Below are 26,945 nucleotides of genomic sequence, written 5' to 3' on the forward strand. Positions count from 1 at the left end.
AAAAAACAGGAAATGAACTCAACAAAAATAACAGGGGCACAAGCGGTAATGAAATCCTTAGTAGCTGAGCATGTGGATACAATATTCGGATATCCCGGCGGAGCCATCATGCCGATCTACGACGCTTTATATGATTATGAAAATTCGGTAAATCACATCTTGGTACGTCACGAACAAGGTGCCATTCACGCAGCTCAGGGTTATGCACGAACCTCAAGCAAAACAGGGGTAGTGTTCGCCACTTCAGGGCCTGGAGCTACCAATTTAATAACTGGCCTGGCAGATGCCTTAATTGATTCAACGCCGTTGGTTTGCATCACGGGGCAAGTGGCCTCGCACCTTTTAGGCACCGATGCTTTTCAGGAAACGGATGTGGTAGGAATCTCCATGCCAATCACCAAGTGGAATTGTCAAGTTACCAAAGCAGAAAATATTCCTGCTGCTATTGCCAAAGCTTTTTATATCGCACAATCTGGCCGCCCGGGACCCGTACTGATCGATATAACAAAGGATGCGCAATTTGGGGAAATGGATTTTGAATATGAAAAATGCACCAACATTAGAAGCTATTACCCGAGACCAAAGTTGAAAAAATCGGTGGCGGAAGAAGCAGCAAAATTAATTAATGAAGCCAAAAAACCGTATTTGTTAATTGGGCAGGGAATTATGTTATCCAATGCGGAAAAGGAATTGCTGGAATTTGTTGAAAAATCAGGAATTCCAGTGGCGTCCACACTTTTGGGATTAGGTGCATTTCCGAATCATCATCCGCAGTATGTTGGATATTTAGGAATGCACGGAGATTATGCACCTAATATAAAAACCAATGAATGTGATGTGCTCCTTGCCATCGGAATGCGTTTCGATGACAGAGTTACCGGCGATATCTCTAGATATGCCAAACAAGCAAAAGTGGTTCACGTGGACATCGATGCTTCCGAATTGAATAAAATTATCAAAGCTGATGTCGCTGTTCATGCCGATGCGAAAGAAGCCTTAAAAGTATTAACCGAATTGGTACATAAAAAGCAACGTACTGCTTGGTTACAAGAATTTAAAGACGCTAAAACCACCGAAGTGGAAACGCTTCAAGAAAGTGCCAAAGCTTTGCATTCCGAAGAAATAAAAATGGACGAAGTAATCAAAATGCTTTCAGAATTAACCAAGGGAGAGGCGATCGTAGTAACAGATGTAGGGCAACACCAGATGATGACGGCGCGCTATTATCAATACAACAAAACGAAAAGCAATGTTACTTCAGGAGGCTTGGGTACAATGGGATTTGCACTTCCCGCAGCCATCGGCGCAAAGTTTGGCGCTCCAGAAAAACCTGTAATAGCCATCATCGGAGACGGAGGATTTCAAATGACACTGCAAGAATTGGGAACTATTTTACAAAGTGAAGTAGCTGTAAAAATCATCGTTTTAAACAATCGATTTCTTGGAATGGTGCGGCAGTGGCAACAAATGTTTTTTGAGAAACGCTATTCCTTTACAAATATGGTAAGCCCAGATTTTGTAGCACTTGCGAAAGCCTATAGCATTGAAGCAACAAAAGTTGAAGCACGGACAGATTTAAAAGAAACCTTATTAGAAATGCTGAATCACAACGGATCATACTTATTGGAAGTGATGGTTGCCAAGGAAGAAAATGTTTTCCCCATGATGACCACCGGCGCCTCAGTATCAGAAGTTCGTTTAAAATAAATAAAAATGAAAAAAACATATACAGTATCAGTCTTTACAGAAAACAGCATCGGGATGATGAATCGCGTTACCATCATTTTTACGCGCAGACATTTGAATATCGATAGCATTACCGCATCAGAATCGGAAGTGAAAGGAGTTTTTCGATATACCATTGTTTTAAGAACAACTAGAGAGCAAGTAGATAAAGTTATCGGGCAACTTGAAAAACTAATAGATGTTTTTAAAGCCTTTGTTCACGAAGATTCCGAAGTAGTTCACCAAGAAATCGCACTCTACAAAATTAAGACCGCAAGCCTAACCAATGGCGATGTTGAAAAAGTGATTCGGGAACATCACGCCAGAATCCTGACGGTAGATCCATTATTTATGGTCATCGAAAAAACAGGACACGTAGCAGAAACCCAATTATTATTCGAAAGCTTAAAACCTTACGGAGTGCTTGAATTTGCACGCTCCGGAAGAGTGGCGGTAACCAAACCTATGAAAGAGTTTAGTACTTATCTAAAGGAATTGGAGGAATCGAATGACTAGGAGGAAATGTTCAATTCTCAATGTTCAATGTTCAATGTTCAATAGAAATAAATAATAACAATAATCAATAGTAATAAACAATAATAAAAATGGCAACAATAAATTTTGGAGGAGTACAGGAAAACGTAGTAAAACGCGATGAATTTCCACTTAAGAAAGCACAAGAAGTATTAAAAAACGAAACGGTAGCCGTGATTGGTTATGGAGTTCAGGGTCCAGGGCAAGCGCTCAATTTAAAAGACAACGGCGTTAACGTTATTGTGGGGCAACGCAAAGGAACGGGAAGTTGGAAAAAAGCCTTGGCTGATGGCTGGGAAGAAGGAAAAACACTTTTTGAAGTGGAAGAAGCTTGTGAAAAAGCAACAGTAGTGATGAATTTACTTTCCGATGCCGGACAAATACAAGCTTGGGAAGGAATGAAAAAACATCTAACCAGAGGAAAAGCGCTTTATTTCTCACACGGATTTGGGGTTACTTTTCACGAAAAAACCGGCATCGTTCCGCCTAAAGATGTAGATGTATTATTAGTTGCACCAAAAGGCTCGGGAACATCGCTAAGAAGTCTATTCTTAAACGGAGAAGGGCTGAATTCCAGTTATGCGGTTTTTCAGGATGCAACCGGAAAAGCAAAGGAACGAGCCTTGGCATTAGGGATCGCTATTGGTTCGGGATATCTGTTTGAAACTACTTTTCAGAAAGAAGTATATAGCGACCTTACTGGCGAACGCGGCGTTTTAATGGGAGCAGTTGCAGGAATTTTTGAAGCGCAATTCAATGTCCTTCGTCAGCGCGGGCATTCCCCAAGTGAAGCTTTTAATGAAACTGTGGAAGAATTCACCCAAAGTTTAATGCCACTTATCGCAGAAAACGGAATGGACTGGATGTTTGCAAATTGTTCCACCACCGCACAGCGCGGCGCACTAGATTGGAAAGGGAAATTTCGTGAAGCTACCGAACCTGTTTTAAATGAATTGTATGACAGCGTAGTTTCTGGCAAGGAAGCCGAAATAGTTATTGAAGCCAATAGCAAACCTGATTACCGCGTGAAACTGGAAGAGGAATTAAACGTGATGAAAAACAGCGAATTGTGGCAAACCGGATTAGAAGTACGAAAATTAAGACCCACCAAATAATGGAATTATTAGAGAAAGTATATGAAGCGAGGGAGCGTATAAAAAACGTTGCCCTTCAAACGCCATTAATGAAAAACGAAAACTTGAGCGAGGAATTTTCCGCTCAAGTTTTCTTAAAACGAGAAGATTTACAACCTGTACGCTCCTACAAATTGAGAGGTGCCTACAACAAAATTGTATCACTTTCAGAAGAAGAAAAAGCAAAAGGAGCTGTTTGCGCGAGTGCTGGAAATCACGCGCAAGGTGTGGCTTATGCCTGCTATAAATTAAATATTAAGGCAACGATCTTTATGCCAGTTACTACTCCTCTACAAAAAATAAAACAGGTAAAACTCTTTGGAAAAGATAAAGTAGAGATAGTCTTAAAAGGTGATACATTTGATGAAGCCTCCGAAGAAGCCAAGCATTTTTGCAATCAAGTTAAAGCCATATTTATTCATCCCTTCGATGATGAAAAAGTAATGGCTGGGCAAGGAACGATTGCCTTGGAACTTTTGGAAGACAGCCACGTTCCTATTGACTATTTATTTGTCCCTATTGGCGGCGGCGGGTTAGCAGCAGGTTTAAGTACGGTTTTTAAGAAATTGAGTCCGAATACAAAAATCATTGGGGTGGAACCAGCTGGCGCTCCATCGATGAAAAATTCGATCGAAAAAGGAGTAAATACAAGCTTAGAAAATATTGACAAATTTGTAGATGGCGCTTCCGTAAAACGTGTGGGCGAAAAAACATTCCAGATCTGTAAAGACTACTTAGAGGATATTGTCCTTGTTCCAGAAGGTAAAATCTGCACCACAATCTTGCGTTTGTATAATGAAGAAGCCATCATCGTAGAGCCTGCGGGAGGATTAACGATTGCTGCCCTAAATTTTTACAAGGAAAAGATAAAAGGAAAAAATGTAGTGTGTATTGTTAGCGGAAGCAATAACGATATTACCCGAACCGAAGAAATAAAAGAACGATCTTTATTATACGAAGGACTGAAGCATTATTTTCTAATACAATTTCCGCAGCGACCAGGTGCATTAAAGGAATTTATGAACGATATTTTAGGTCCGCGGGATGATATTGCCTATTTCCAATATTCAAAGAAAAACAACAGAGAAACTGGGCCAGTGGTTGTAGGAATAGAATTGCAAAACAAGGATGATTTATTTCAGATTGAAGAAAAACTAAACGCCAAAAAATTCACCTATCAATACCTAAATGGGAATAAAGATTTGTTTACGCACCTTATTTCATAACTTAAATTAAAACTCTTAACTTACCGAAAATTGTCAGCAATGCTTTTAAAAGGTGCCTGCCAAAAGTCTCATTAAATTTGAACTTACTTTTGAGAATCAAGGATTGTTTCGATAACTGTGACAGCAATTTTTATTAATATTTGCAAAACGCATTTTTTTTCAGGAGAATAATTTCAAAAGCATAGGCTGGGAACTAGAGTACCACTCGCCTATTCCAATGCTTGAATTAAAACCTGGTATTTAGAAGAATTATAAAATGACAGAACAACCATTAAACACTAGAAAGACTAAACTTGCTGAAGGGCTATTGTTAAGAGCAGATCTTATGAAGAAAATAGAACATCTTCAAAATAGAATCAGACCCGTATTAATCGTGTCTGATGATAAACTTCCACAAGAAGACCCAGACAAATTGCTCGCTCAGCTGCGGCAAACGATACAGGATTTAGAAACGGTAATTATAAGAATAAACAAAACAAATAATGAAACCCTGGTTGAAGGGGAAGGATCTCTTATGGAAGCTCTTGCTAAAAGGGATTCATTAAAAATGCTTTCTGAAAAATTAAGAAATATAAGGTATGCAGCCCAAGTAAATAATAGTGGCGATACCAATCTTAAAACAACGATTAATATCAAAAAGCTGCAAATTGAAATGGATCAAACAGGAAGGGCTTTTCGAGAGCTTGACAGTAAGATCCAAGAAATCAATTGGCTCACTGAATTAAAAGATTAAGCCGAAAGGCGGAATGGTCGGGGCGAGTGCCAGCCCCTTTTTCACGGTATTGGTTTTCGGGGCAAATTGAAAACGCTACCAACATGGAGCCGCTTGGGTTGTGGCAAAAATTTAATGTTTAGGACCCATTACTGCTTACCTGTTACAATTGTATAGTGTAAAAATTACTACCAGGTACTGACCGATCATTTTTTTAATCAGGCTTATAAATTGAAAGTCATAGTTTTCCGATCAAGAATCCAGACTGAGGTGGGCTCGGGATCCATCTGGAAGAGGTAAAAACTCACCGCAGCGAGACGCAAAGGGCGTAAATAAAAAAGGTGTTTTAATAAAGTGAAGCTTAGATTACCTAAGTTAGATCAAGCTCGTGATGTCAGGCAAGCCCAACATTTAACTGCTCTTACAGAAATCTTAAGATCAGATAAAGATAGAACTAAACCATTCTGTATTAATGCAACAAAGAATTCAGAACAGACTGGGAAGTCTGTTACAACTCCCGGAGGAGGACAGTCAGATTCGTGAAATTCAAAGCCTCGGTGAATGTGCAGCTGTTTTCAATAAATCAGAAAATTCGTGTCATTCGTGGCAGTACTTTAGGCAAGATCTAGTGAAGTGAAAACATTACGTCTTTGTCAGACACAACAAAGAGAAAACAAAAAACCCCCTATTTCTAGAGGGTTCTTTAAATTTATTTTTTCGACTCAGCAATCGAAACCTTACGGAATTCTTTCAATAATTTTTCTAAGGCCAAAGATGATTTTCTCGCTCTTGTTCCTGCTGATTTATTTCCGTTTTCTAATTGTACTTTAGCGTCACTTTCAAATGATTCGAAAGTGTTTTGCATGTTCTCAATAAGTTCTTTCATAAGATTTGTATTTTATTTTATTAATAAAGGCGAAAATATAGTTATTCTATCTAAATACCTGCCATTGTTCCGGAAAATTACGACGTCAAGCCCCTACAGCAAGGTTTTCTTCCTTCTTACTTCTCCTTTGTAAACAGGCATCCCCTATTTATCAAGCGCTTACCAACGGGAATCTTATAGCTCCACCGCTCAGAGAACAAATGAAGCAAAACTTATCTTGTTAACATAAATTTTGAGAATTAGTGTATTATATCAAGGATATCCTGAAACGTCTCATGCCCAAGATACTTCAAGAGCGAAAATAAAGCGGACTCAATTTCCCTTAGAAAATTCTATGTCACAAACGGCAAAAACTGTCATCGAGCCATTTGTGCAACATTACTTTCACAACGTAATTTCGTCTAAAAAAGCGGATATAGCACAACACATGATCTAATATACCAACTTGACTCGAACGAGGCTGTTTAAAAGTTTAAAATCCGGAGTTATTCTATTTTAAAGACGAAAATTAATATCTTAAACAGCTTGAACGGAATTCCAAAGTATTTAATTGAAAGAGAAATCGAATACATTGAGAAATAGCAATGTTGCTATTGATTTCTGAGACTAAGTAAATTTTATAAATAAAGAATACCTCAAACGATAGGCAGAAATTGGAATGCAAATGTGGCTTATTCGTTGTAACGATTAACCTTTAAGATCTAAGACACCACTTTCAATGTATTTACTTATTAGGAAGCCTCTTTTATTTCGAGCAGCCATTTTTCCAGTTCTGCCTGTTTTCCTTCTCGTCGGCAATATCCACAACCCCACTCATCCTTCTCAGTGCTAATCGTTATAAAATGACTTCTTCCTGAAGGACATCGCGCATTCCAATTGGTATAGAAATCTCCGGATGGAAATGGATGGAGGTTATTTTCTTTTAAGAAGTTGATAAATGGGGTTGTATGCTCGAATGCTTTATCGGTAATAGCTTTGTTTGAATTTTTAAGCGTCGTAATAATAGCCTCAAATTCCTGCTTCGTAAAAACGCTGCTATTTTCAAATGTGGGATATCCATTATAAGGACATTTTGCTTCAATGTTATTATTTACAATAAAATTGATGTTTTCTTTAAGATTTTGGAATCGTAATCTATATTGGGCAATAATTGTCAATTCACTTTCATTATAGGAATATGCTAACTGGATGAAATTATCATCCGTAACTCTATAAAAGTATTTGAATTCTTCATTAAGTGGGGTTTCGAGCGTATCCATCAGATATTGAAATTGATTTTGGATATCTTTGGTGCCCCCGAAATCCAGATCGGAGTTCATTTTGACACCTTCTTGCTTCGAATAAATAGTCTTCATAATGCATAGTTTTAAAGTTTATGCATCAGGATAATAATAGAAAAAATGGAGGTTCATTAATTTTGACAGACCTGCCCGTATTCTAAACCACCGTGGCTTTTGTGCTCGGTTGGTACGCATGTATTGCGTTCCTGATACTGGTGCAAAGATAGTATTAATCTAAGGAATCCCCTAATGGGATTTAAACCTTTCAAATTTAGGCTGCTTGGTCCACCTATTTCCTACTTCACTAAACTTTTGAATTTGTGCTCAAGACTTCTTTATCAAATCGCTTTTCCCGTAATACTACTTTTTCCTTGAAATGCCGAATAATGGCTGCCTAGTTTTTTTAGCACCAATTAAAAAGCCGCAATAAGGTGTTTTTCTTTTGAAATTTATCTTAAATTACGAGTATGCTTACAACTCACTTTATATGAACTCCAATCCATCAAAACCTGATCAAGATATTTCTTTAACACTGCCCGTGCGAATAGGCCTAGGAACCATTGAACCTTTTCTGAAGAAAAAATTTAATGGCACCACAATCAGTAAAACCGACGCTAAGGGTAAGGCATCCAACTATTTTAAGATACTGGATCTAAATCTTGCCGAAAGCGATGTCGAAACCTATAATGTGGAACTTAGGCTCCAGCTAGAAACCCTTACGCGCATATTCAACAAGAAAGTGATAGAAGTGATGGTTCAAGCGGATTTAAGGTTGGACGTAGAGGCTCAAAAACTATATGTTGAAGCCTATAAAATTAACAGTAGCGGAGAAAGTTGGTTTGCAAATACCATCCTAAACTCGGTACTTAACACCTTTATTTATAAAAAATTCATCAAAAGCCTTCACCTCGATTTAATGCCGATAATAAAGGAAAAGTTAGATCTTGTTAACGCCAAGCTCACTTCAAAAATGGAAGCCACTAAAAACATTTCAATTATGGGGAATGTAGAAGATTTTACCCTTAAGCATTTTAAGATCAAAAAAGATGAGGTCTGGGTGCTAGTCCATACGGAAGGATGGTGTGTTATTGCTATTGAGGATTTGGAGTTTTAAGTTATTTTGGTTGTGGAATAGTTGGTGGGGTAGTGTTCATTTCAAATTTCCTCTTCATCTTCATTTTTATCTTCACCAGCGCTAGTGCTTTATGCTAAACAACTGGTTAAGAAAGGCAGGGTTTTTTACTATGGATAGCTCTATAAAACTTGTTTTATCGCTTAACTCAACTTTTTTAGTAGTGTTATAGAAGCCCAGAATATAACCATTTCACTTATTAATAGCTCTGAAATCTTCGTTTTAAAATTCCAAAAAAATCTGCCAGAACCTTATTATTTGGGCGCGAAATATAGTTCCTACTAAATCAACTTCGCATGGTACTTAAAGTCAAGAGGATGGCAATACTAACTTTCTGAAAACCTTCATTTGCCTAAGCAAGGTAAAACCTTAAAAATGAAGAATATGTTACTAAAATCCAAAATATTTAAATATTCTTAAAGGAAAATTTAAAAATTAGTCCTATATTTGAAATATCATTACGAATCACTACTAGGTGATAGCAACCTGCCTAAACAGGCGAAGGTGCTAAAACAATGAGCCTACTTTTAGGAAAAATATGTCTCATTCCTTTTTATTAAAATATTGAAACGACGATGTGTTTTTAAAACTAAAAACGCTGCAATCGATTGCCCAAATTCCGCGATTCTTGAAAAGGAACGCGAAAAAACACGTAGCTCAAAAGCTTGTTTTCGTGAAAACCAACGAAACTAGAATCGGCTAATCCTGATTGATATCTGGAGCCTTCGGTTTTTACAAAATACTAAAAGTCTGTTGCATTCGTAAGAATCAAAATAATGCTGACGGCTCCTGTATTTTCATAAACTGAAGAATTCGTGTAAATCTGCACGCCCAGTTTACCCGTAGGAGAACAGTAGGATTCGTGGTATTTGCGGCAAAATTGTAAGCCGCAAGTGATTCGGAAAATCGAGGTATCGTTTTAACGCTATCTGAGAAATAAATTAAAAATTAACTATAAACCTTAAACTAAAATTATGAACGAAAAATTTAAAAATGTACCGGTAGAAGATGACACGCAAATTATCGCAAGCCTTGAGGTCAAGATTGACACCTATGATGTAATCTATCAAAAGTGGAACTGGGATGGCATTTATGCCGAAAGCATCATTTTTCATAATGACGATGTTGCCCAATTGACAAAAGACCAAATTATCAATGAAGTTGAACGTTGTCCTGGTTTGATAAAAGAAGGATCGCAAATAACTTTTAAAAAGCTGGACACCTACACTTTTGTGAATTTCAATTTTATTACTTCTTAAAAATAGCACTAACTAAAGCATTGCTATTTTGAACTCAAGATGTCCTACGTCCTATTTCCTATAGTCCCGATTGCTATCGGGACCTTAAGTCCTTTTTGCACGAGGCATTTAAAAACTAAAACTAATCTAAAAAATTAAACAAACACTTATGAAAACATTGACCATCGGAAAAATTTTACACGACTATCAAAATTATCTAACTGAATATGAAATTAACGAGCTAAGAATAGTCCAAAAAGAAAAAACAGACTTTTCTACGCAAGTGAAAGCATTACAACTAGCCCTATTCGCGGAAGAATGGGATTTTATGACAAGGGAGATCTCAGATTCCGGGAATCCTATGTCGCAAGAATACACGGACCGCGTGAACAAAAAAAGAGAAGCTTTTGGGGTAAGTCCGATAGATGACGCTGGATTTGCTACCGATAAAACTTCTAATCTCTTTTGTGAAGAAGTGGTGCGGCAAACCAAAAACTACAAAGAGATCTTGGAACATAAAAGAAAAAAAACCAAGCAAATCGTTTTTGTGGATATGGATAATGTCTTGGTAAATTTTCAATCGGGAATCGATAAGATTTCAGATGAAGATAAAGTAAAGTATAGAGGTGATTTGGACGAGGTGCCTGGAATATTCTCTTTAATGGAACCCTATGAAGGTGCTATTGAAGGCTATATATGGCTAGCTAAAAACTTTGACACCTATATTTTATCTACTGCACCTTGGGATAATCCTTCGGCTTGGACAGATAAATTGTTATGGGTAAAAAAACATTTACCCGAAGTAGCATATAAGAGACTGATTTTAAGCCATAACAAGCATTTGGCCCACGGCGATTTCCTTATCGATGACCGTACGGCAAACGGAGCTGGAGAATTTTCTGGGAAACATATTCACTTTAAAGAAAAAGGGAAAGGTTTTGAGGATTGGAAAACGGTGATTGCGTATATGAAAAAGCTTGCTTAAGGGTGAAAATGAACCACAGAGGCACAGAGAGCACGGAGGAGTTTGAACCATTAAGGTATTAAGGAAATTAAGGGTAATGATAGGTAAGCGGGTGGCGAAGGTTTTCGTTATTCGACTTTCGATTGTTATTACACAGAGTTGCGCAGAGAGTTTTGGGTTTCTTTGTGGGCCTTTGTGCTTCTTTGTGGCCTATGTGTAATAACTTTTTTCACCACGTATATACAGAGGACACGGAGGTTTTTACTTCTTAAATGTTGCTGAAAGATTTTCTAAAATAACTTCAATTGCATCGTCGTAGGCTTACTCACAAATGGGGATTCACAATGGAAAATAATATTTTAAATTGAATTAAAATGGCATTAAATCTAAAAAAAGTTGAAAACTTATTGGTACAAGAGAAAACTGAATCAAGCCTTGCTTCTATTTTGTTGGAGTACGCAATTATAAAACAAAAGCTCGAAAACTCCGATAATCAATCATGGTATTTTAAAAAAGGAGTCGATTCTTATAGGAAAAGCTTATTGTCATTGACTAATGATTACGAAAAGATTAGAGAATTATTTAATGAGACTTCTATTGATTTCTTTATCGATGAAATCAATAAAAACAATGCGTATATATCAAACTTTAATAAAGATGCTCTGAACGCGGTAGTCTATATGAGTTTTGGTATGCTACGAAGTCGTAATAAATTCTACAATGAACTTATCCGGTTAAAAAGTAAGACAGATTTATTAATGCCCATGGAGTATTATTTACAAAACCCAGAAGCATTTTTAGAGATAATAGACTGAAGTTTGGAATAAAACAAAACTATTTTTGAGTGGAAAAGAGATAGTTTTTAGGGTGTAAACTCTTCGCTAAGGCCGTCTGAGACCGCGAACTTTATTTAACTTATGGTCAAAAAAGTATCACAAATATCTCTGTTTTTCAAGAATTTAATAGACTTTTAGTCTGTTTTGAGTGCATTGGCATATTAGTACAACCCCGTTTTTTTTATATATTTATTTTTATAAACACTTAATAAAAATGCTTCAGGCTTATTAAATCTGACTTTACAGAGTCTTGAAATATTATAATCGGACACCAATAAAACCACTCTTAAAAACAACTTATCATGACCTTTAAACAACTTATACTATCCCATTTTTGGACAAACATTTCAAGTATATTTATAGAAACCTATCCCGAAGCAGAAAAAGACCTGGAGGGATATAAAATGGTTTTCGAAAAGTTGGCGATGATGGATCCCGAAGAAATAGATATGTCGATTGTTATCACTAACGAAAAAGATGACTTCGACGCTGAAGCATACATTGATATTTCCGGCCTTTATAACAACCCGAAAAACGAGGAAGAACATTATTCACAAGGCATAGAATTCACGCCTTGGCGCGAATGGTTGGGGATGGATATTAGCGAAAAGAGTTTGAGCATTTTTTCAGAACAAGAAATCATCGTTCATTGTCTTTATGAAATGACATTTGTGGGCTTTAAGGAAGGAGACATCCAAAAAGTAATCAATAGAACGCAAAAGAATATGGAAGACTACAAAGCAATGAGTGAGGAAGAGAAGTGCAAAAACACAATTTCTGTAGAAGAATTTTTAAAGGAGTGGGATTTAGATGAAGATGAAGTTTAAACATATTTCCTACTTTTAGCCCTTATAGTATTGAAAGAAACTTCGTTATATTTAGCAGTATCTGGGTTCTCTATCTTTCCAAAGAATTGATAAAAAGGGTGACCAAAGTATGTCTTACCCGCTTTATGTCAATAAAAAAGTACACTCTTCAGCAGCGCCCGTAGGATTTTTTAAATATAACCTACAAGTCGAGGTTCGTGGCTAAAGTCCTTTAAAAGCTCTGTCCCGTAAATGATTCTTTTCACAGGAATGCTGGGGAACGGTCGAAATAGAATAGTGTTATCAAATCTTTTGAATCAAGACTTAAGAAGCTGATTTTTATAATTGTTCCTCGAATGAACACGGCAGTTTTGTTCTAAATTTCAAAATAACATCCATCAGTACCGAAATACATCGGATATCTTGCGTTCCGAATAAAACATAGAGCGCTAAAAATTTAGCGCTCTAGCCCAAGAAAAATTACTAATTGAAAACCAACATTTTCTTTGTTTTGGATTGCCCATTCTGTAAAATGGTGCAAAAATATAATCCGCTAGAAACATGAAGTTCATCTAATGAAATGGTGTTAAGACCAATAGCCATAATTGAAGGTTCTATTGTTGTTATGTTTCTTCCTTGTTCATCCCTTATTATTACTTTCACTGGAGCATCATCGGCAAGGCAAAAATTTAGTTTTATTATCTTGCCGCTTACAATTTTAAAATTCTCAATACCACAATGCTTTTCCGAATAATCATTTACTGAAAGGCTGCCTTCCTGCGTGAAAATTTCTGTTTCAGAGAGGTAATCGGTCTGAAATCCTGACGCACATATCAGTTTTGAAACATCACCCATAAAAACAGAACCGCTATTTCCTGTTACCCAAGCCGTTGGTTTCGGTGCTAGTTGGCGCCAAACATCCGTCTCAGGATTATAGAAATAGGTTTCATCAGAGAAGGTCTCAAAAGTATTGTCGGTGCTTCCGCCTGTCATAATTATGCCATCACGCCAAGTCTGTGCTTCAAAAAAGCTTCGAGTCGCTCCCGGAAAAGGAGTTTTTTCTTCCCAGGTAATTACAGCGCGGTCGTTGGGATCAATTGTTCCTACCCGCACGGTGTTCCAGAAATTATTGGACATAAAGGCATCACTTCCACACATATAGACAAGCTTATTACCGTGAATTGCAAAACCTCCCCAGCTTATACTACTGCCTGGTGCCAACATTGGCGTTGCTTCCCTCCATCTATTATAATTGCTATTATACACATAGGTTTTGTGCTGGTAGCCACCAACCACATAAATTAAACTGTCTTGATAGCTCACTGCTCTAGCGTCAACAATAGGTCTAGGAAAATCTGCGGCATCAGACCAGGTATTGGACACGATGTTGTATTTACGCACTTTTTTAATGGCATTTCCAGGGGTGGTCAACAGGCCGCCAATGGTATAAATCGTGTCTTTTAATATAGCTATTGATCCGCCTAAAAGCTGCGTGGGAGGAGGTGCTACATTTGTCCAAGTGTCCGAACTTAATTGGTAGCGCTGGGTAATTGGGGTGATAATACCATCCTGATTTCTTCCCGAAACCATAAATAGATACCCATCACCATCTTTGCTGTAACCAATTGTTTGTCCTGCCCGGATTGGTTCAGGAATATCGGCCGCTGCGGTCCACTGTGCTATTGCATTAGGAGTTACAAGTGAAATGAATACGATGTAAAAGAAAAGGTTTTTCATAATGATCGATTTAGAATTCACTTAAATTTAATTCATTTAGACATCCCTTTTTTTAACAGCTACAGATGTCGGCTAATTGTTAATGGAAAGTGTTTTTTCGTTTACGAACAGCATTTTCTTTCAAATAACCGGAGAAAAGCGTCATTGGTGTATAAAAACAGGTTGTTTGTATCAATTTCTGAATAATTAGAGGTAAAACGCTATTTTTATAGGATGCAAAAAAGATGGACAAAACACGTTTTCTTTTGGTTAGCGTATCATTCCTTTGAAATCTATACAGACTTTTTATGGATGCTGAACCAATATAATTTATCCGTTTGGGAGGCTTTTAGAATATCCTTTATCGCTGAAACTATAATACTTTTGGCCGTCAAGCTGCCCATGGTTTATATCATGTTTCATTTTCTCTCAAAATATACCGTGGAAAAACCAAACCGATGGAAACTGGTCTTTTCGCTTAGCGTAGTGCTTATTTTGTTCAGTATATTGGCGCAGCTCATTATTGTGTATTTGTTTTTACCAACTATATATAAAGAAATTGATATTGTAGAAATATTTGGCTATCAAGGAGTCATTAATTCTTTTATGGACAAGGTTTTTATTGCCTGCTTGGCCATTGCCCTAAAACAAATGTCCAACAGCCAAAGGCTTCGCGAAAGAGAAGGGCTCTTAATAAAAGAGAAATTGAACACCGAATTAACCCTGCTAAAATCACAAATCAATCCTCACTTTTTGTTCAATACATTAAATAACATCTATTCATTAGCGCGAAAAAAATCGGACAAAACACCTGATGTTGTTCTTAAGCTCTCCAAATTGCTGCGTTTTGTGATGTATGAAACAAAACATCAATATATACCCATTGCAAAAGAGCTGGACTTTTTAAAGGATTATATTGAGTTGCACAAAATACGTTATGATGACAGACTTAGAATTGATTTTAAGTATGATTTGGACGATTTGGATACGCCAATAATGCCACATATTTTGACGCCCTTTGTTGAAAATGCTTTTAAACATGGAGCGAGCCAGTCAATCATGCTTTCTTTTATAAGTATTGAGTTAAAACTTGCTAAAAATGAATTGTATTTTAAGGTGGAGAATTCTTTTGAGCGCAACAACACTAATGATGAAGAAGAAGGAATTGGACTAAAAAATTTAATTCGTCAATTGGAGTTGATGTATCAAGATTTTAATATTGATACAAAAAAGGAAGGTCAAAAATTTATTGCTGAATTGTCACTCCATTTAAATCAAAAAGGATGATGATTAAATGTATCATAATAGAGGACGAACCTTTGGCAACAGAGGTAATGGTTGATTTTATTAGCCAAGTTCCTTTTCTAATATTGGAAAAAACCTGTAGTGATGCCATTGCCGCAATGAAGGTTTTGAATGAAAAGAAAATAGATCTAATATTTCTCGATATTCAGTTGCCAAAACTAAAAGGTTTGGATTTTTTAAATACCTTAAAAAACCCACCAATGGTCATTATTACCACGGCTTACCACGAATTCGCCTTGAAGAGTTATGATTATAACGTGATGGATTATCTCTTAAAACCAATTGCATTTAATCGTTTTATGATTGCGGTACAAAAGGCCGCAAACCACCTTAATAAAGAGGTTTTTGGGGCGGAAGAAATTAGTAACGAAGGATTATTTTTCACCGTAAACAAAAAGAAAGCCCGCATTGCTTTCCATGCAATCCTTTACATAGAAAGCCAAAGGGAGCAAGTGAAAATTGTAACCGAAACGAACAGTTTTTCATACCCGTATTGCCATCAGTGAAATGGAAAAACAACTGCCTGATAGCTTTCTTAGAATCCATCGCTCCTATATAGTATCAAAATCCAAAATTGATTTTGTAAACGCCCATGAAGTTGAGATAAACGGAAAGTATCTACCCATAGGACGCAGTTACAAAAATAGTGTTCACACCGCTTTGGGCATCAAATAAAACAATTCGGTTTAAAATTTTATAGCTTTCATTTTTCAAAACAAGAGGTGGAAGTGATACTATGCTGACCGGATTATGAAAACAGATTATTATTTATAGTATTTCTTAAAGCCATATTTGATAGTTGGCATAATTTAAAACTGACCTAATTGCGACGATCGCGACGGAATACTTATAACGACGGAATTTATTAAGATTAAATTTTTATCCATTTTTATGCCCGAAATAAATTGGATCAGCTCCTTAATTAATATTCCCTCAAATATTCTACAATTTCCCTTGCTTCCTCCTCGGTAAGTCCTAAATCATTCATCCTAATTTCATAGACGGATTTCAATGCCTTAATCTGCGGATCGTTTTCGATCATGGCATCGGGATCTAAAATCATATTCATGACAAATTGAGGCGAACGCTTATCTAAAACACCACCGAGGGCTGGACCTCTTTTACTTTCATGAATCATGTGGCATGTAGCACATTTATTATTAAATAATTTCTCACCTTTTTCAGCCATTTTGTCATCAATCTTCAAACCAAGTACTACCTCATCCTTAATGGGACCTACGCCAGTTTTGGCCTTAGAAGGCATGTCATTATTCATGATTTTGGATGAATCTTGATCTTTCGTTGTTGTTTCCTTGTCCGTTTCTTTATGACCCCAGTTACAGGCCACTAAGAATAGCAATGGTAAAATAAATAATATTCTTCTTATCATTTTCATAACTAAAATTTTAAGGTTACTCTCTTATTATCTAAAGTTATCCTTTCAAATAACTCATTAATTTATAATAACTTCCCGAGAATCACACTCATATTGCTAAAATATTAACATTAATTATCAGAGATTGGATATGCATAGAAGAAACAAGTGCGTTAAGGAACAGACTATAAAAACCTTCTTATCTAAAGAAAGACCTTTTAATTTCCCCCCATAATTAAAGTTTGTAGCGCAAGGTTTGAACGTAAAGCAAATCCATTGAAATTGATATTTACGAAAACTTTAATTTTAAAAGTGCTATCGGTGGTTCTTGGTGTAATTTTTGAGTAAATCGTGCGCATGAATCCACCAATTGAGAATAAGACACAAAATGAAGGCTTCGTTTCTGTTCGAGGCGCACGACAACATAACCTTAACAATATTTCCCTAGAAATTCCGCGTGATGCTTTGGTAGTTTTTACCGGGATTTCTGGATCTGGGAAGTCTTCCCTTGCCTTTGGAACTTTATATGCTGAAGCACAACGGAGGTATCTTGAATCTGTGTCGCCTTATGCAAGACGACTTTTTCATCAGATGCCAATCCCTGAAGTGGACGAGATTGAAGGCCTGCCTCCCGCGGTTGCTCTTCAGCAGCAACGCGGTTCGGGAACTACCCGATCTTCAGTAGGCTCCGTGACCACATTGTCCAACTTGTTGCGGATGCTGTATTCCCGCGCTGGCGATTATCCACCGAATCAACCGCTGTTATATGCCGATTCATTTTCAACCAACACCCCAGAAGGCGTTTGCCCTACCTGCCATGGGCTCGGTAGAATTTACGAAGTCACAGAAAAAAGTATGGTTCTCGATGATAGCCTCACTATTCGGGAAGGAGCGGTAGATTCTTGGCCTAAAGCATGGCAAGGAAAAAACCTTCGTGACATTTTAGTCACTTTACAATATGATGTTGATGTGCCTTGGAAAGAGCTTCCAAAAAAAGACCGTGACTGGATTTTATTTACAGACGAAAAACCAAAGGTTCCTGTCTATCGAAATCTAGATAAGGATGAAGTGCAAGTTGCCATCAAAGAGAAGCGGGAACCAAGTTATATGGGAACCTATACGGGTGCCAAAAAACTGGTATTGCACACTTTTGCAAATACGCAAAGTGCTATGATGAAAAAACGCGTGTCAAAATATATGCTGAGCAGCGAATGTCCTACCTGCCACGGGAAACGTTTACGTCCAGAATCGCTATCGGTGACTTTTGCAGGTTATGACATTGCCGATATTTCAAGATTACCTTTGAAAAAACTTCTTGATATTTTCGCCCCTTATAGCGATGGATCGGCTCCAGTACTGACCAAATTGGCAGAAAATCATAAAGAGAAAGCCATAGTGGCACAACGTATTGCCGAAGATCTTGTTGCGAGAGTTGACGTTCTATTGGAATTAGGTCTGGGTTATTTATCCTTGGAACGTAGCACTCCTACCCTATCTCCTGGCGAACATCAGCGATTGAGATTGGCAACTCAAGTGCGCAGTAATTTATTTGGGGTTGTGTATGTATTAGACGAGCCATCGGCAGGATTGCACCCCGCTGATACCGAAGCATTGCTTAAAACTTTAGATAGATTGAAAGCTAGTGGAAATTCACTTTTTGTCGTGGAGCATGAATTGGATGTGATTCGTCACGCCGATTGGTTAGTAGATGTAGGCCCAGATGCTGGTGAAGGGGGTGGAGAAATTTTATACAGTGGCCCACCCGCTGGTTTAAAGGATATTTCAAGGTCTAAAACCAGGGGACATCTTTTTAACGATCTCCCTTTTGAAAAACCCGAACCGCGGAAACCCGCTGGATGGCTCAGCATAAGCGGAGTTACCAAAAATAATTTAAGCAACCTGGAAGTTTCTTTTCCTTTAGGTGTATTGACGAGTGTTACTGGTATATCCGGCTCGGGGAAAAGCAGTTTGGTGAGTCAGGTGCTGGTAGAATTGATGTCCACCCAACTTGGAAACAGCCGTTCTTCTGAAAAAGAGGAAGAGGAAGAAGATCTTTTGCAACAGGACGTTGTAGAAACTTTAGGGGGTGAAATTACCGCAGGTTCAGAAAACATAAAACGTATGGTTGTGGTCAATCAGAAACCCATTGGTAGAACGCCACGCTCCAACTTGGCAACATACACGGGCTTGTTTGATGTGGTACGGAAATTATTCGCTTCAACAAAATTGGCTAAATCGCGTCACTATAAGGCAGGTCGGTTTTCATTTAATGTAGGAAATGGGCGTTGCCCTAATTGTGAAGGGGAAGGATTTGTAATGGTTGAACTATTATTTCTACCAAGTGTTTATGCGCCTTGCCCTGTTTGTGAAGGAACGCGTTATAATCCAGAAACCTTGGAAATTACCTATCACGATAAAAATATTGCCCAAGTTCTTGGGATGACCGTAAATGAAGCAGCTGAATTTTTTGAGCAAGAAGATCGGGTAATTCGGCCATTAAAGGTATTGCAAGAAGTTGGTTTGGGCTATTTACGATTAGGGCAGCCAGCAACGGAACTTTCCGGTGGGGAAGCACAACGTATAAAGCTCGCAAAAGAACTTCAGCGATTGAGCCGAGGGAATACGCTTTATATTTTAGATGAACCTACAACAGGCTTGCATCCAACAGATGTTGAAAAACTACAACTTCAACTGGCAAGATTAGTTGATGCTGGCAATACGGTAATTGTGGTAGAGCACGATATGCAAGTTATTGCCGCAAGCGATTGGGTTATCGACATTGGTCCTGGTGCAGGAGAAGAAGGCGGAAAAATAGTAGTAGCAGGAACACCTGAAAAGGTTGCAAAAAATAAAGAAAGTAAAACAGCGGTTTATTTAGCAAGGACATTAAACGGACATTCTTAAAATTGTAAGAAGAAAGTCTGTTTTAAATACCTCCTAGCATTGGTACAGATTGGTTGAGTCATATCGTTATGCCTATAGGTTTAATTAATTAATTAAATGATAGCTGAAAGTAGCAACTGATTTAATTAGAGTTATTTAAATACAATCACTTACAAATTTTTTGCGGGGTTCAAAAAATTATAAAAGGAAGGGTTCGGGTTTGATGTTGATGATAATTTCCAGGGAAAAGAAGACTTAAAATCACCTTAAAAAAGTCATCAACTAACATTAAATAATTAATTTAAAGCATATAAAATTAAAATCTATGAAAACTACTTTTTTAACCTTTTTAGTATTGGGTTTGGGCGCTTTAAGTTTTGCTCAAGAAACGCCAATTCCTCCAAAAACACCAACCACTTCTACCACGGTAAGCACCTCAACGAGTAGTAGCAGCAATTACGTGAAAACAGTATTAGATGATAAAGATGGTGGTGTGAATAATCTCAACGTCGCTATTAGCGAAACGGACAACACATATAAGCTACGGGCGAAATTTAATTCGAAAAATGACTCGGCTCTTAAAGAATTTTTACTCGATAAATTTGGAGAAGAAAACTTGAAGAAAGATGGGAGTAATTGGAAATGGAAATTGGAAAGCGGTAAGAATGAAGTTTATGTCATCAAATTTTCTTCTGGATCACTAAAAATGGAATTGGATAAGTCACAGGCTTCAAATTCCTTAACTGAAAAATTTGTAGATGCCGGAGAAGAAATTAAAGAGCTGATTTCTGAAGATTATATTGAACAATCGGAAGGACTACAACGAAAGGCAGATCGCTTACAGAAAGTTTCCGATAAGCTGCGACGCAAGGCAGAGCGTTCAGAAAATCGCAACAACCGGGAATTGTCAGACCATAAGGCTCAAGCTTTGAAAGCAAAGTCTGAAATTCTGCAGCGCAAAGTTGATAGTTTACAGAACGAATTAAGGAAGTTAAAAGAAGACTAGGAGTAAGTTTTTAAACTTATATTTAAACCGCTTGGTTTTAAGAGCCATACTTTAGAATTGCTTCAACTTGGAAGAATTTTCTTGTTGAATCCTTTAAATTTTGGATGTGACAAAAACAAGAATAATTGTAAAATAAAAATCCTTTCCCAGATCGTACTAAGAAAGGACTTCTAATTAAATTCAGTCAATAGTTTATACCTTCAGCTTTCCCTCTTCGCCCAAATCGGGTTCGTTTCCCGAAATGGCGCCACCTACCATTTTTAAAAGCGAAATTACTTTTCCATTTTTTGTATCCCAATAATGGGCATCATCTGGTTCTATTTTAAGCGCCGTAATATTGGGGTCACCTACTCCATCAAACCAAGCATCATCGCCGCTTCCGTAAAGTTCCTTTATTCTGTCGCGATCGCTGTGGATAGAAGCCCGGCCATAAATACTCAAAAACTCAAAGCTTCCCTTGTCCCCATAAATTAAATGGGCTCTTTTTTCGCGTTCAATATTTTTATTGTGGGTGCTTGTTTTATTGCTCAGAAACCAGATATTTCCGTCATCATCAACTTCCTTGGTACTCATTGGTACGGTATGGAATGGCTCAGACTTTAAATCTGTAACGAGCATAGCGAAATCAATTGATTCTGCCAGTTCCTTAATTTTCTCTTTTGCTTCGGTACTATAAAGGTTTTTTGTGCCCATAATTTTTTCTTTTAAAGATATTGAAGTTTATTCTACCGAGGTTTTAAGGAAATCATAAAAGTTTATCCTTTTAAAAAAAAGAGTGAACAAAATATTATTGATTTATTCTAGAATCTACTTCTCCAGATAAGCAACCCGCCAAATATGGTGTGTAGTATCGTCTGTTATAAGCATAGATCCGTCTGGCAATATAACTGCGCCAACGGGTCTTCCGCGCACTTCATCTTTGTTTGGATCTACAATAAATCCCGTTAGGAAATCTTCGGGTTTACCAGCAGGTTTTCCGTTTTCAAAAGGAACAAAAACCACCCGATACCCTGACAGCATATCTCGATTCCAAGAACCATGCTGAACCACGAAGGCTCCGTTTTTGTATTTCTTTGGAAAAGCATTAGCCGTATAAAACACTAATCCTAAGGAAGCGGTATGTGAGCCGAGATCCACATCTGGAACAATGGCTTCTTTCAATTTTACATTTGGTGGGATTGGCATTCGCGGATCAAAATGATTACCCCAATAAGAATAAGGCCAGCCGTAATACCCGCCTTCCTTTACGGAAGTTAAATAGTCCGGCACCAGATTATCACCCAATTCATCCCGCTCGTTTACGGCGGTCCATAATGTTTTTGTAGTAGGTTCCCAATCCATCCCAACTGGATTTCTAATTCCCGAAGCAAAAACTTTCAAATCGCTTCCATCTGGATTCATCACCAAGATATTGGCTTTCATCACTTCGTGCTCCATTCCCTTTTCGCCAGCGTTATCGCCGCTACCTACGGCAATATAAATTTTGGAATTATCTTCATTAGCTATTAAATTACGCGTCCAATGTCTGTTGACTTTCCCTGCGGGAAGATCGACAACTTTTTCACCCACGGTGCTAATTTTAGTCTGTCCGGCTTTATATGGAAAGCGCAAAACGGCATTGGTATTTGCCACATATAACCAATCGCCAATAACAAGCATTCCGAAAGGTTGATTAAGACCTTCTTTTTTGGTTAATAAGGTTTCACGCAAATCTGGCAGGCCATCATTATTCGTATCACGCAGAAGCGTAATTACATCTGCACTGTGTTTTAAATTATTCGAACCTCCAGCACCTATAATGGTGGCGCCAATTTGTTTGGGAATACTGTAATTGCTATTGCTTTCCGCCACCAAAACATCGCCATTAGGAGTGACATACATCCACCGAGGATTTTGGAAACCATCGGCATATTTATTCACTTTAAATCCTTCGGGCGCTTTGGGGGTTGCTCCATCTTTCCACCCTATAACATTGGAGTAATTTGAAACGGACTTCGTAGCAAAAGGCTCGGGCAATTGTTTTTCATCCTCTACTTGAGAGAAAAGTGAAAATGAAACTGCTAGTAAAATTAAAAGCGAGAATTGAGTTTTCATATTTGATGGTTTTTGGATTCCTTGATCTATTGATAGGTTTCTATTATCACTAAAAATATTCTTTTGGTGAATAAATCTATCCTAAGAAACTGTTATACTTTCAAAATGTGATATGTATGGCTTTCGAAGTTTATTCATAATGAAACCTTCATTCCAATATTGGTCGTGGCCTTACAGCTTACAATTCAGTTAATAATTATGTAAACTTTGCCATCATACAATTCCATCCACCAGTTATTACGTATTTTTAAAATATAAAATATTCCACTTATGAAAAATTATCTACTTCTACTCTTCCTTTTCTCCTTCGCATTTTATTCCTGTAAATCGAATCAGAAAACTGATTCTGATGAAATGGCATCAAATCAGTCAACCCAACAAGCCGACACGGTTGAGACCGCTCTTGGACCACTAATTCTCCCGAAACCTTTTGCTACAAAATCTGTAGTGAACCAAAACAGTATGGAGGAATGGCCTGAAGGGAAAATGCCCACTGCGCCTAAGGGATTTACTGTTACAAAATTCGCGGATGGCTTTAAAAATCCACGCTGGACCTACATTGCGCCCAATGGCGATATGTTTGTTTGTGAAGCGAACACACGCGGAAGCGCAGGTCTTATAACCTTGCTTCGCGACAAGGATGGCGACGGAAAAGCAGAGTTGAGGGAAACTTTTCTTGAAGATTTAAAACAACCTTTCGGAATGTTGGTTATAGGAAATTACTTTTATGTAGCCAATACGGACGGACTCTATAAATATCCTTATAAAGAAGGACAGACTTCATTAAAAGACGTTAAAGGAACTAAAATTGTAGAACTTCCAGCTGGTGGTTACAACAATCATTGGACGCGAAACATTATAACCAATAAGGCAAAAGACAAAATATACATTTCCGTAGGATCTGCTAGTAATATCGCGGATCACGGAATGGACGAGGAAGTTCGCCGCGCGAATATTTTGGAAGTCGATTTAAATGGACAGAATGAAAAAATATACGCAAGCGGCTTGCGAAATCCCGTGGGCATGGACTGGAACCCGATAACTGGTGAACTTTGGACTGCTGTTAATGAGCGTGACAAGCTCGGCGACAACTTGGTACCAGACTATGTAACCAGCGTTAAGGAAGGTGGTTTTTACGGGTGGCCTTATAGTTACTTTGGGCAGTTAAAAGATCCAAGAATGGATGGTGAAGGAGCAGATTTAGTGACTAAAGCAATAGTGCCAGACGTTTCCGTTGGACCGCATACAGCATCTCTAGGTCTCACTTTTTATGATGCAGATACGTTTCCCGCAAAGTATAAGAATGGAATTTTTGTTGGGCAGCACGGGTCTTGGAACCGTTCGACACTATCTGGATATCGCGTTGTTTTCATTCCCTTCGAAAATGGAAAACCTAAATCACAACCCGAAGACTTCCTAACAGGATTTATAGCCAATCAAGATAAAAGTGATGTTTACGGTCGGCCCGTTGGTGTAACTGTAACCCCAAAAGGAAATTTACTTGTAAATGACGATGCAGGAAATGTTATTTGGAAAGTGAGTTACAAAAAATAAAATGCGGGATTTGGGATTCATGATTTGTTAATTGGTATTCAAAAATTTCAAAATTAAACCTCTAAACTTCTAAACCCATAAACTTATCGACTTGTAAACCGTCCTCCGTTTTACCAGCCGAAGTTTGGCGCTCAAGCTGTTAAATTCATCAACTTATAAACTTCTCAACTCTTAAACTCATCAACTCCTCACCCACATTTAACGGCAATAGAATGACATACATATTCCCCAGACTATTGGTGGTGCTATTTTTTATCGTCTTTTTTAATACTTTGAATGCCCAAAATATTGAGGGATTTGTTTATACCAATTCTCAAAAACCTATTAGCGGGGTTTCTGTATTTCTCAATTCTGAAAAGATTTCTGAAACAAATAAAGAAGGGGTTTTTGTTCTTTCCGAAGCTTTTAAACTTCCAATTAATTTAAGGTTGGAACATCCTGATTATTTTATAAGCAAAGTTGAAATGAAACAGAATAATTCAACTTTTCAATTAGTACCGCTTTCAAAATCGGAACATCTGGATGAAATATTGATTACTTCAAAACTTCAAAAGGATATTTCTGAATCCAAATTAATAATTCCCATAGAAAAAATAACAGCGGTAAAATTTGATACCTACAGCCCCATCGATCTTGTTTCGGCAATCAATGAAACGCCCGGCGTTTATATTCAAAGTGGCGCTATTAACACCAATCGAATTACCATTCGCGGCGTAGGTTCACGTACGCTATACGGCACCAATAAAATCCGTGCTTACTTTAACGGGATTCCAATTACAAACGGTATCGGCGAAACAGCGATTGATATTTTTGATCCAGAGGATTTGCAATCCCTTGAAATTATAAAAGGTCCAAAAGCCACGCAATACGGCACCAATTTGGGCGGAACGCTTTTGCTCAACTCAAAACAGGTAGCAATTGGAGAATCATATTTAAAAAGCAACCTAACAATTGGCTCCTTTGGAATGATAAAAAATACAGTTTCCGCGGCAACATCCACAGAAAAACTTTCACTGAATCTCAACTACGATCATTTGGAAACCGATGGTTTTCGGGAGAATAATAATTATGACCGAAAAACCTTGTTGCTCACTTCTACCTATAAATTCAATTCAACAAATGAGGTCTCACTTTTGATAAATTATATAGATTATTTTGCACAAATTCCCAGTTCTATTGGTAAAACAGCTTTTGACGAGGATCCGTCCCAAGCTGCCTTTACCTGGAAAAAAGCTCAAGGTTTTGAAGACAATAAACAAGTTTTAACCGGACTAAGTTTTACCCATCGTTTTTCCGAAAACTTCAGCAATACCAGTAGTATTTTTTACACTTATTTAGATCATTACGAACCGCGACCATTTAATATTTTAGATGAATTTACCAATGGTTATGGCGCGCGGACCGTATTTAATAAAGAATTTCTATTTCTGAAAAACAAAGCGATTCTCAGCTTTGGAGGTGAATTTTACAAAGACCAATACAACTGGAAAACCATTGCAAATCTTTACGAGGAGAATAATGGGAACGGTAGTCTGGAAGGTAAGTTGCTCAGTGAAAATGTTGAGAAACGGGATAATCTAAACGTATTTGCAACGCTAACAATTCCTTTTACTGAAAAGTTTAAAGGACAATTTGGCTTAAACTTTAATAAAACCAATTACCATTTTATTGATGAATTTAATCAAGACGACGGGAACAAAAGTGCAAATCGCAACTTCGACCCGATTTTTGCGCCGAATGTAAACCTGCTCTATCAATTCAAAAAAAACATGAATGTCTTTTTCAACTTTAGCCGTGGCTTTAATTATCCTTCCATTGAAGAAACTTTGACTCCTGAAGGCATTATAAATCCTGAGCTCGGTCCAGAAAACGGATTTAACTATGAAGTGGGAAGCGAGCTTTTTCTCTTCAAAAGAAAACTGCAGCTTCAAGTAAACGCCTATCTATTGGATATTGACGATTTGTTGGTTGCTGATCGCGTAGGAGACGACCAGTACATTGGCAGGAATGCAGGAAAAACTGAGCATAAAGGAATTGAACTACAACTTTCGTATTTCCAGCCCATAAAGAATTTTGGATTTATTTCACCTTATATAAATGCTGAAATTACCGACCATAAATTCATTGACTTTGTAGATGGTGACTCTGATTTTTCGGGAAACCAACTCACTGGGGTTCCTGACAAAAAAATAAATGGAGGAGTCAATTTAGGATTTAAAAATTTGATTCTGAACACTAATTTTTTTCATATTGGAGAAATTCCTTTGAACGATGCCAATCAATTATATTCGGAAAAATATAGTGTTTTCAATGCAAAGGCTTCTTATAAAAAAGAACTTTCTAAAGCGCTTTCATTGGAAGTAAACGCGGGTATCAATAATTTTACGGATGAAAAATATGCCTCTTCAGTATTGATAAACGCGACCGGTTTTGGCAATTCCGAACCGCGTTTTTATTACCCAGGAATGCCGAGAAATTGGTTTGGAGGCGTAAAAGTGATATATAAATTTAATCGTGTCCGACTAAAACGTAAGACATAA

23 protein-coding genes and 2 riboswitches are annotated in these 26,945 nt (G+C 37.5%); of the genes, 17 read left to right on the top strand and 6 right to left on the bottom strand.

What is annotated here, in order from left to right:
- The first annotated feature begins 12 nt into the window (after positions 1 to 12).
- From ilvB to G440_RS0100940, 5 genes are all read left to right on the top strand, one after another.
- Complete coding sequence (gene ilvB / locus G440_RS0100920; RefSeq protein ID WP_026449571.1) at positions 13 to 1,707, top strand: biosynthetic-type acetolactate synthase large subunit; 1,695 nt, start codon at positions 13 to 15, stop codon at positions 1,705 to 1,707.
- 6 nt (positions 1,708 to 1,713) lie between these two features.
- Positions 1,714 to 2,241 carry an acetolactate synthase small subunit gene (gene ilvN, locus G440_RS0100925; protein WP_034258730.1) on the top strand — a complete coding sequence of 176 codons (528 nt, stop codon included), beginning with the start codon at positions 1,714 to 1,716 and terminating at the stop codon, positions 2,239 to 2,241.
- An 89-nt stretch (positions 2,242 to 2,330) separates the two neighbouring features.
- On the top strand, positions 2,331 to 3,374 hold the full coding sequence (gene ilvC / locus G440_RS0100930; protein ID WP_026449573.1) for a ketol-acid reductoisomerase: 1,044 nt from the start codon (positions 2,331 to 2,333) through the stop codon (positions 3,372 to 3,374).
- Entirely contained in the window at positions 3,374 to 4,618 is a 1,245-nt protein-coding gene (gene ilvA, locus G440_RS0100935; RefSeq protein WP_026449574.1) for a threonine ammonia-lyase IlvA, read from the top strand. The genes ilvC and ilvA overlap by 1 nt, the downstream gene beginning before the upstream one ends.
- 256 nt (positions 4,619 to 4,874) lie before the next feature.
- Positions 4,875 to 5,351 (top strand): DIP1984 family protein, encoded by a 477-nt coding sequence (locus G440_RS0100940; protein WP_026449575.1) that lies wholly within the window; start codon positions 4,875 to 4,877, stop codon positions 5,349 to 5,351.
- A gap of 688 nt (positions 5,352 to 6,039) precedes the next feature.
- Here G440_RS0100940 and G440_RS0100950 read toward each other — a convergent pair.
- Together G440_RS0100950 and G440_RS0100955 are read right to left on the bottom strand one after the other, a co-directional pair.
- Positions 6,040 to 6,216: a histone H1 gene (locus tag G440_RS0100950; protein ID WP_026449577.1), complete on the bottom strand. Its 177-nt coding sequence runs from the start codon at positions 6,214 to 6,216 to the stop codon at positions 6,040 to 6,042.
- Between the two features lie 731 nt (positions 6,217 to 6,947).
- Entirely contained in the window at positions 6,948 to 7,571 is a 624-nt protein-coding gene (locus G440_RS0100955; protein WP_026449578.1) for a hypothetical protein, read from the bottom strand.
- Between the two features lie 47 nt (positions 7,572 to 7,618).
- Positions 7,619 to 7,714, bottom strand: a riboswitch (SAM-I-IV-variant riboswitch).
- 269 nt (positions 7,715 to 7,983) lie between these two features.
- Here G440_RS0100955 and G440_RS0100960 point away from each other — a divergent pair.
- The 5 genes from G440_RS0100960 to G440_RS0100980 all read left to right on the top strand — a co-directional run bounded on the left by G440_RS0100960 (position 7,984) and on the right by G440_RS0100980 (position 12,493).
- Positions 7,984 to 8,610 carry a DUF4403 family protein gene (locus G440_RS0100960; protein ID WP_026449579.1) on the top strand — a complete coding sequence of 209 codons (627 nt, stop codon included), beginning with the start codon at positions 7,984 to 7,986 and terminating at the stop codon, positions 8,608 to 8,610.
- A 468-nt stretch (positions 8,611 to 9,078) separates the two neighbouring features.
- Positions 9,079 to 9,176: riboswitch (SAM-I-IV-variant riboswitch) on the top strand.
- 426 nt (positions 9,177 to 9,602) lie between these two features.
- Positions 9,603 to 9,887: a hypothetical protein gene (locus G440_RS0100965; protein ID WP_026449580.1), complete on the top strand. Its 285-nt coding sequence runs from the start codon at positions 9,603 to 9,605 to the stop codon at positions 9,885 to 9,887.
- Between the two features lie 148 nt (positions 9,888 to 10,035).
- Entirely contained in the window at positions 10,036 to 10,851 is an 816-nt protein-coding gene (locus G440_RS21435) for a 5' nucleotidase, NT5C type (RefSeq protein WP_245574807.1), read from the top strand.
- A gap of 353 nt (positions 10,852 to 11,204) precedes the next feature.
- Positions 11,205 to 11,645, top strand: coding sequence for a hypothetical protein (locus G440_RS0100975; protein ID WP_026449582.1), 441 nt, complete (start codon positions 11,205 to 11,207; stop codon positions 11,643 to 11,645).
- A gap of 323 nt (positions 11,646 to 11,968) precedes the next feature.
- Positions 11,969 to 12,493, top strand: coding sequence for a DUF6557 family protein (locus G440_RS0100980; RefSeq protein WP_026449583.1), 525 nt, complete (start codon positions 11,969 to 11,971; stop codon positions 12,491 to 12,493).
- Between the two features lie 462 nt (positions 12,494 to 12,955).
- On the opposite strand, the gene G440_RS0100985 is transcribed toward G440_RS0100980, so the two are convergent.
- On the bottom strand, positions 12,956 to 14,209 hold the full coding sequence (locus tag G440_RS0100985) for a tRNA wybutosine-synthesizing protein 4 beta-propeller domain-containing protein (RefSeq protein ID WP_026449584.1): 1,254 nt from the start codon (positions 14,207 to 14,209) through the stop codon (positions 12,956 to 12,958).
- Positions 14,210 to 14,422: 213 nt separating this feature from the next.
- Between G440_RS0100985 and G440_RS20510 the strand changes: the two genes are divergently transcribed.
- From G440_RS20510 to G440_RS21385, 3 genes are read left to right on the top strand one after another with little or no spacing between them, the layout of a single operon-like run.
- Positions 14,423 to 15,475 carry a sensor histidine kinase gene (locus G440_RS20510; RefSeq protein ID WP_051285059.1) on the top strand — a complete coding sequence of 351 codons (1,053 nt, stop codon included), beginning with the start codon at positions 14,423 to 14,425 and terminating at the stop codon, positions 15,473 to 15,475.
- Positions 15,472 to 15,999 (top strand): LytR/AlgR family response regulator transcription factor, encoded by a 528-nt coding sequence (locus G440_RS19210; protein WP_211228182.1) that lies wholly within the window; start codon positions 15,472 to 15,474, stop codon positions 15,997 to 15,999. The genes G440_RS20510 and G440_RS19210 overlap by 4 nt, the downstream gene beginning before the upstream one ends.
- Position 16,000: 1 nt before the next feature.
- Positions 16,001 to 16,168 carry a LytTR family transcriptional regulator DNA-binding domain-containing protein gene (locus tag G440_RS21385; protein ID WP_211228183.1) on the top strand — a complete coding sequence of 56 codons (168 nt, stop codon included), beginning with the start codon at positions 16,001 to 16,003 and terminating at the stop codon, positions 16,166 to 16,168.
- 247 nt (positions 16,169 to 16,415) lie between these two features.
- Here the strand turns inward: G440_RS21385 and G440_RS0101000 are convergent, their stop codons facing one another.
- A complete protein-coding gene (locus G440_RS0101000; RefSeq protein ID WP_034258733.1) occupies positions 16,416 to 16,889 on the bottom strand; it encodes a c-type cytochrome in 474 nt (157 codons plus the stop codon).
- A gap of 336 nt (positions 16,890 to 17,225) precedes the next feature.
- Between G440_RS0101000 and uvrA the strand changes: the two genes are divergently transcribed.
- Positions 17,226 to 19,772 (top strand): excinuclease ABC subunit UvrA, encoded by a 2,547-nt coding sequence (gene uvrA / locus G440_RS0101010; RefSeq protein ID WP_026449586.1) that lies wholly within the window; start codon positions 17,226 to 17,228, stop codon positions 19,770 to 19,772.
- 304 nt (positions 19,773 to 20,076) lie between these two features.
- Complete coding sequence (locus G440_RS0101015; RefSeq protein ID WP_026449587.1) at positions 20,077 to 20,757, top strand: hypothetical protein; 681 nt, start codon at positions 20,077 to 20,079, stop codon at positions 20,755 to 20,757.
- A gap of 192 nt (positions 20,758 to 20,949) precedes the next feature.
- Here the strand turns inward: G440_RS0101015 and G440_RS0101020 are convergent, their stop codons facing one another.
- Both G440_RS0101020 and G440_RS0101025 read right to left on the bottom strand, forming a co-directional pair.
- Positions 20,950 to 21,450: a pyridoxamine 5'-phosphate oxidase family protein gene (locus G440_RS0101020; protein WP_026449588.1), complete on the bottom strand. Its 501-nt coding sequence runs from the start codon at positions 21,448 to 21,450 to the stop codon at positions 20,950 to 20,952.
- A 114-nt stretch (positions 21,451 to 21,564) separates the two neighbouring features.
- The gene (locus tag G440_RS0101025) at positions 21,565 to 22,851 is read right to left on the bottom strand and encodes a PQQ-dependent sugar dehydrogenase (RefSeq protein WP_026449589.1); all 1,287 of its coding nucleotides are present in this window, start codon (positions 22,849 to 22,851) and stop codon (positions 21,565 to 21,567) included.
- Positions 22,852 to 23,121: 270 nt separating this feature from the next.
- Here G440_RS0101025 and G440_RS0101030 point away from each other — a divergent pair, with 270 nt between their 5' ends.
- Together G440_RS0101030 and G440_RS0101035 are read left to right on the top strand one after the other, a co-directional pair.
- Positions 23,122 to 24,405, top strand: coding sequence for a PQQ-dependent sugar dehydrogenase (locus G440_RS0101030; protein ID WP_026449590.1), 1,284 nt, complete (start codon positions 23,122 to 23,124; stop codon positions 24,403 to 24,405).
- A 212-nt stretch (positions 24,406 to 24,617) separates the two neighbouring features.
- Entirely contained in the window at positions 24,618 to 26,945 is a 2,328-nt protein-coding gene (locus tag G440_RS0101035) for a TonB-dependent receptor family protein (protein ID WP_026449591.1), read from the top strand.

The organism is Aequorivita capsosiphonis DSM 23843, assembly GCF_000429125.1.
GTDB classification, from domain to species: domain Bacteria; phylum Bacteroidota; class Bacteroidia; order Flavobacteriales; family Flavobacteriaceae; genus Aequorivita; species Aequorivita capsosiphonis.

Excerpts from the sequence above, each read along its gene's own strand:
- ilvB (WP_026449571.1), top strand. The coding sequence starts at position 13 with ATGAACTCAACAAAAATAACAGGGGCACAAGCGGTAATGAAATCCTTA.
- ilvN (WP_034258730.1), top strand. The coding sequence starts at position 1,714 with ATGAAAAAAACATATACAGTATCAGTCTTTACAGAAAACAGCATCGGG.
- ilvC (WP_026449573.1), top strand. The coding sequence starts at position 2,331 with ATGGCAACAATAAATTTTGGAGGAGTACAGGAAAACGTAGTAAAACGC.
- ilvA (WP_026449574.1), top strand. The coding sequence starts at position 3,374 with ATGGAATTATTAGAGAAAGTATATGAAGCGAGGGAGCGTATAAAAAAC.
- G440_RS0100940 (WP_026449575.1), top strand. The coding sequence starts at position 4,875 with ATGACAGAACAACCATTAAACACTAGAAAGACTAAACTTGCTGAAGGG.
- G440_RS0100950 (WP_026449577.1), bottom strand. The coding sequence starts at position 6,216 with ATGAAAGAACTTATTGAGAACATGCAAAACACTTTCGAATCATTTGAA.
- G440_RS0100955 (WP_026449578.1), bottom strand. The coding sequence starts at position 7,571 with ATGAAGACTATTTATTCGAAGCAAGAAGGTGTCAAAATGAACTCCGAT.
- G440_RS0100960 (WP_026449579.1), top strand. The coding sequence starts at position 7,984 with ATGAACTCCAATCCATCAAAACCTGATCAAGATATTTCTTTAACACTG.
- G440_RS0100965 (WP_026449580.1), top strand. The coding sequence starts at position 9,603 with ATGAACGAAAAATTTAAAAATGTACCGGTAGAAGATGACACGCAAATT.
- G440_RS21435 (WP_245574807.1), top strand. The coding sequence starts at position 10,036 with ATGAAAACATTGACCATCGGAAAAATTTTACACGACTATCAAAATTAT.
- G440_RS0100975 (WP_026449582.1), top strand. The coding sequence starts at position 11,205 with ATGGCATTAAATCTAAAAAAAGTTGAAAACTTATTGGTACAAGAGAAA.
- G440_RS0100980 (WP_026449583.1), top strand. The coding sequence starts at position 11,969 with ATGACCTTTAAACAACTTATACTATCCCATTTTTGGACAAACATTTCA.
- G440_RS0100985 (WP_026449584.1), bottom strand. The coding sequence starts at position 14,209 with ATGAAAAACCTTTTCTTTTACATCGTATTCATTTCACTTGTAACTCCT.
- G440_RS20510 (WP_051285059.1), top strand. The coding sequence starts at position 14,423 with ATGCAAAAAAGATGGACAAAACACGTTTTCTTTTGGTTAGCGTATCAT.
- G440_RS19210 (WP_211228182.1), top strand. The coding sequence starts at position 15,472 with ATGATGATTAAATGTATCATAATAGAGGACGAACCTTTGGCAACAGAG.
- G440_RS21385 (WP_211228183.1), top strand. The coding sequence starts at position 16,001 with ATGGAAAAACAACTGCCTGATAGCTTTCTTAGAATCCATCGCTCCTAT.
- G440_RS0101000 (WP_034258733.1), bottom strand. The coding sequence starts at position 16,889 with ATGAAAATGATAAGAAGAATATTATTTATTTTACCATTGCTATTCTTA.
- uvrA (WP_026449586.1), top strand. The coding sequence starts at position 17,226 with ATGAATCCACCAATTGAGAATAAGACACAAAATGAAGGCTTCGTTTCT.
- G440_RS0101015 (WP_026449587.1), top strand. The coding sequence starts at position 20,077 with ATGAAAACTACTTTTTTAACCTTTTTAGTATTGGGTTTGGGCGCTTTA.
- G440_RS0101020 (WP_026449588.1), bottom strand. The coding sequence starts at position 21,450 with ATGGGCACAAAAAACCTTTATAGTACCGAAGCAAAAGAGAAAATTAAG.
- G440_RS0101025 (WP_026449589.1), bottom strand. The coding sequence starts at position 22,851 with ATGAAAACTCAATTCTCGCTTTTAATTTTACTAGCAGTTTCATTTTCA.
- G440_RS0101030 (WP_026449590.1), top strand. The coding sequence starts at position 23,122 with ATGAAAAATTATCTACTTCTACTCTTCCTTTTCTCCTTCGCATTTTAT.
- G440_RS0101035 (WP_026449591.1), top strand. The coding sequence starts at position 24,618 with ATGACATACATATTCCCCAGACTATTGGTGGTGCTATTTTTTATCGTC.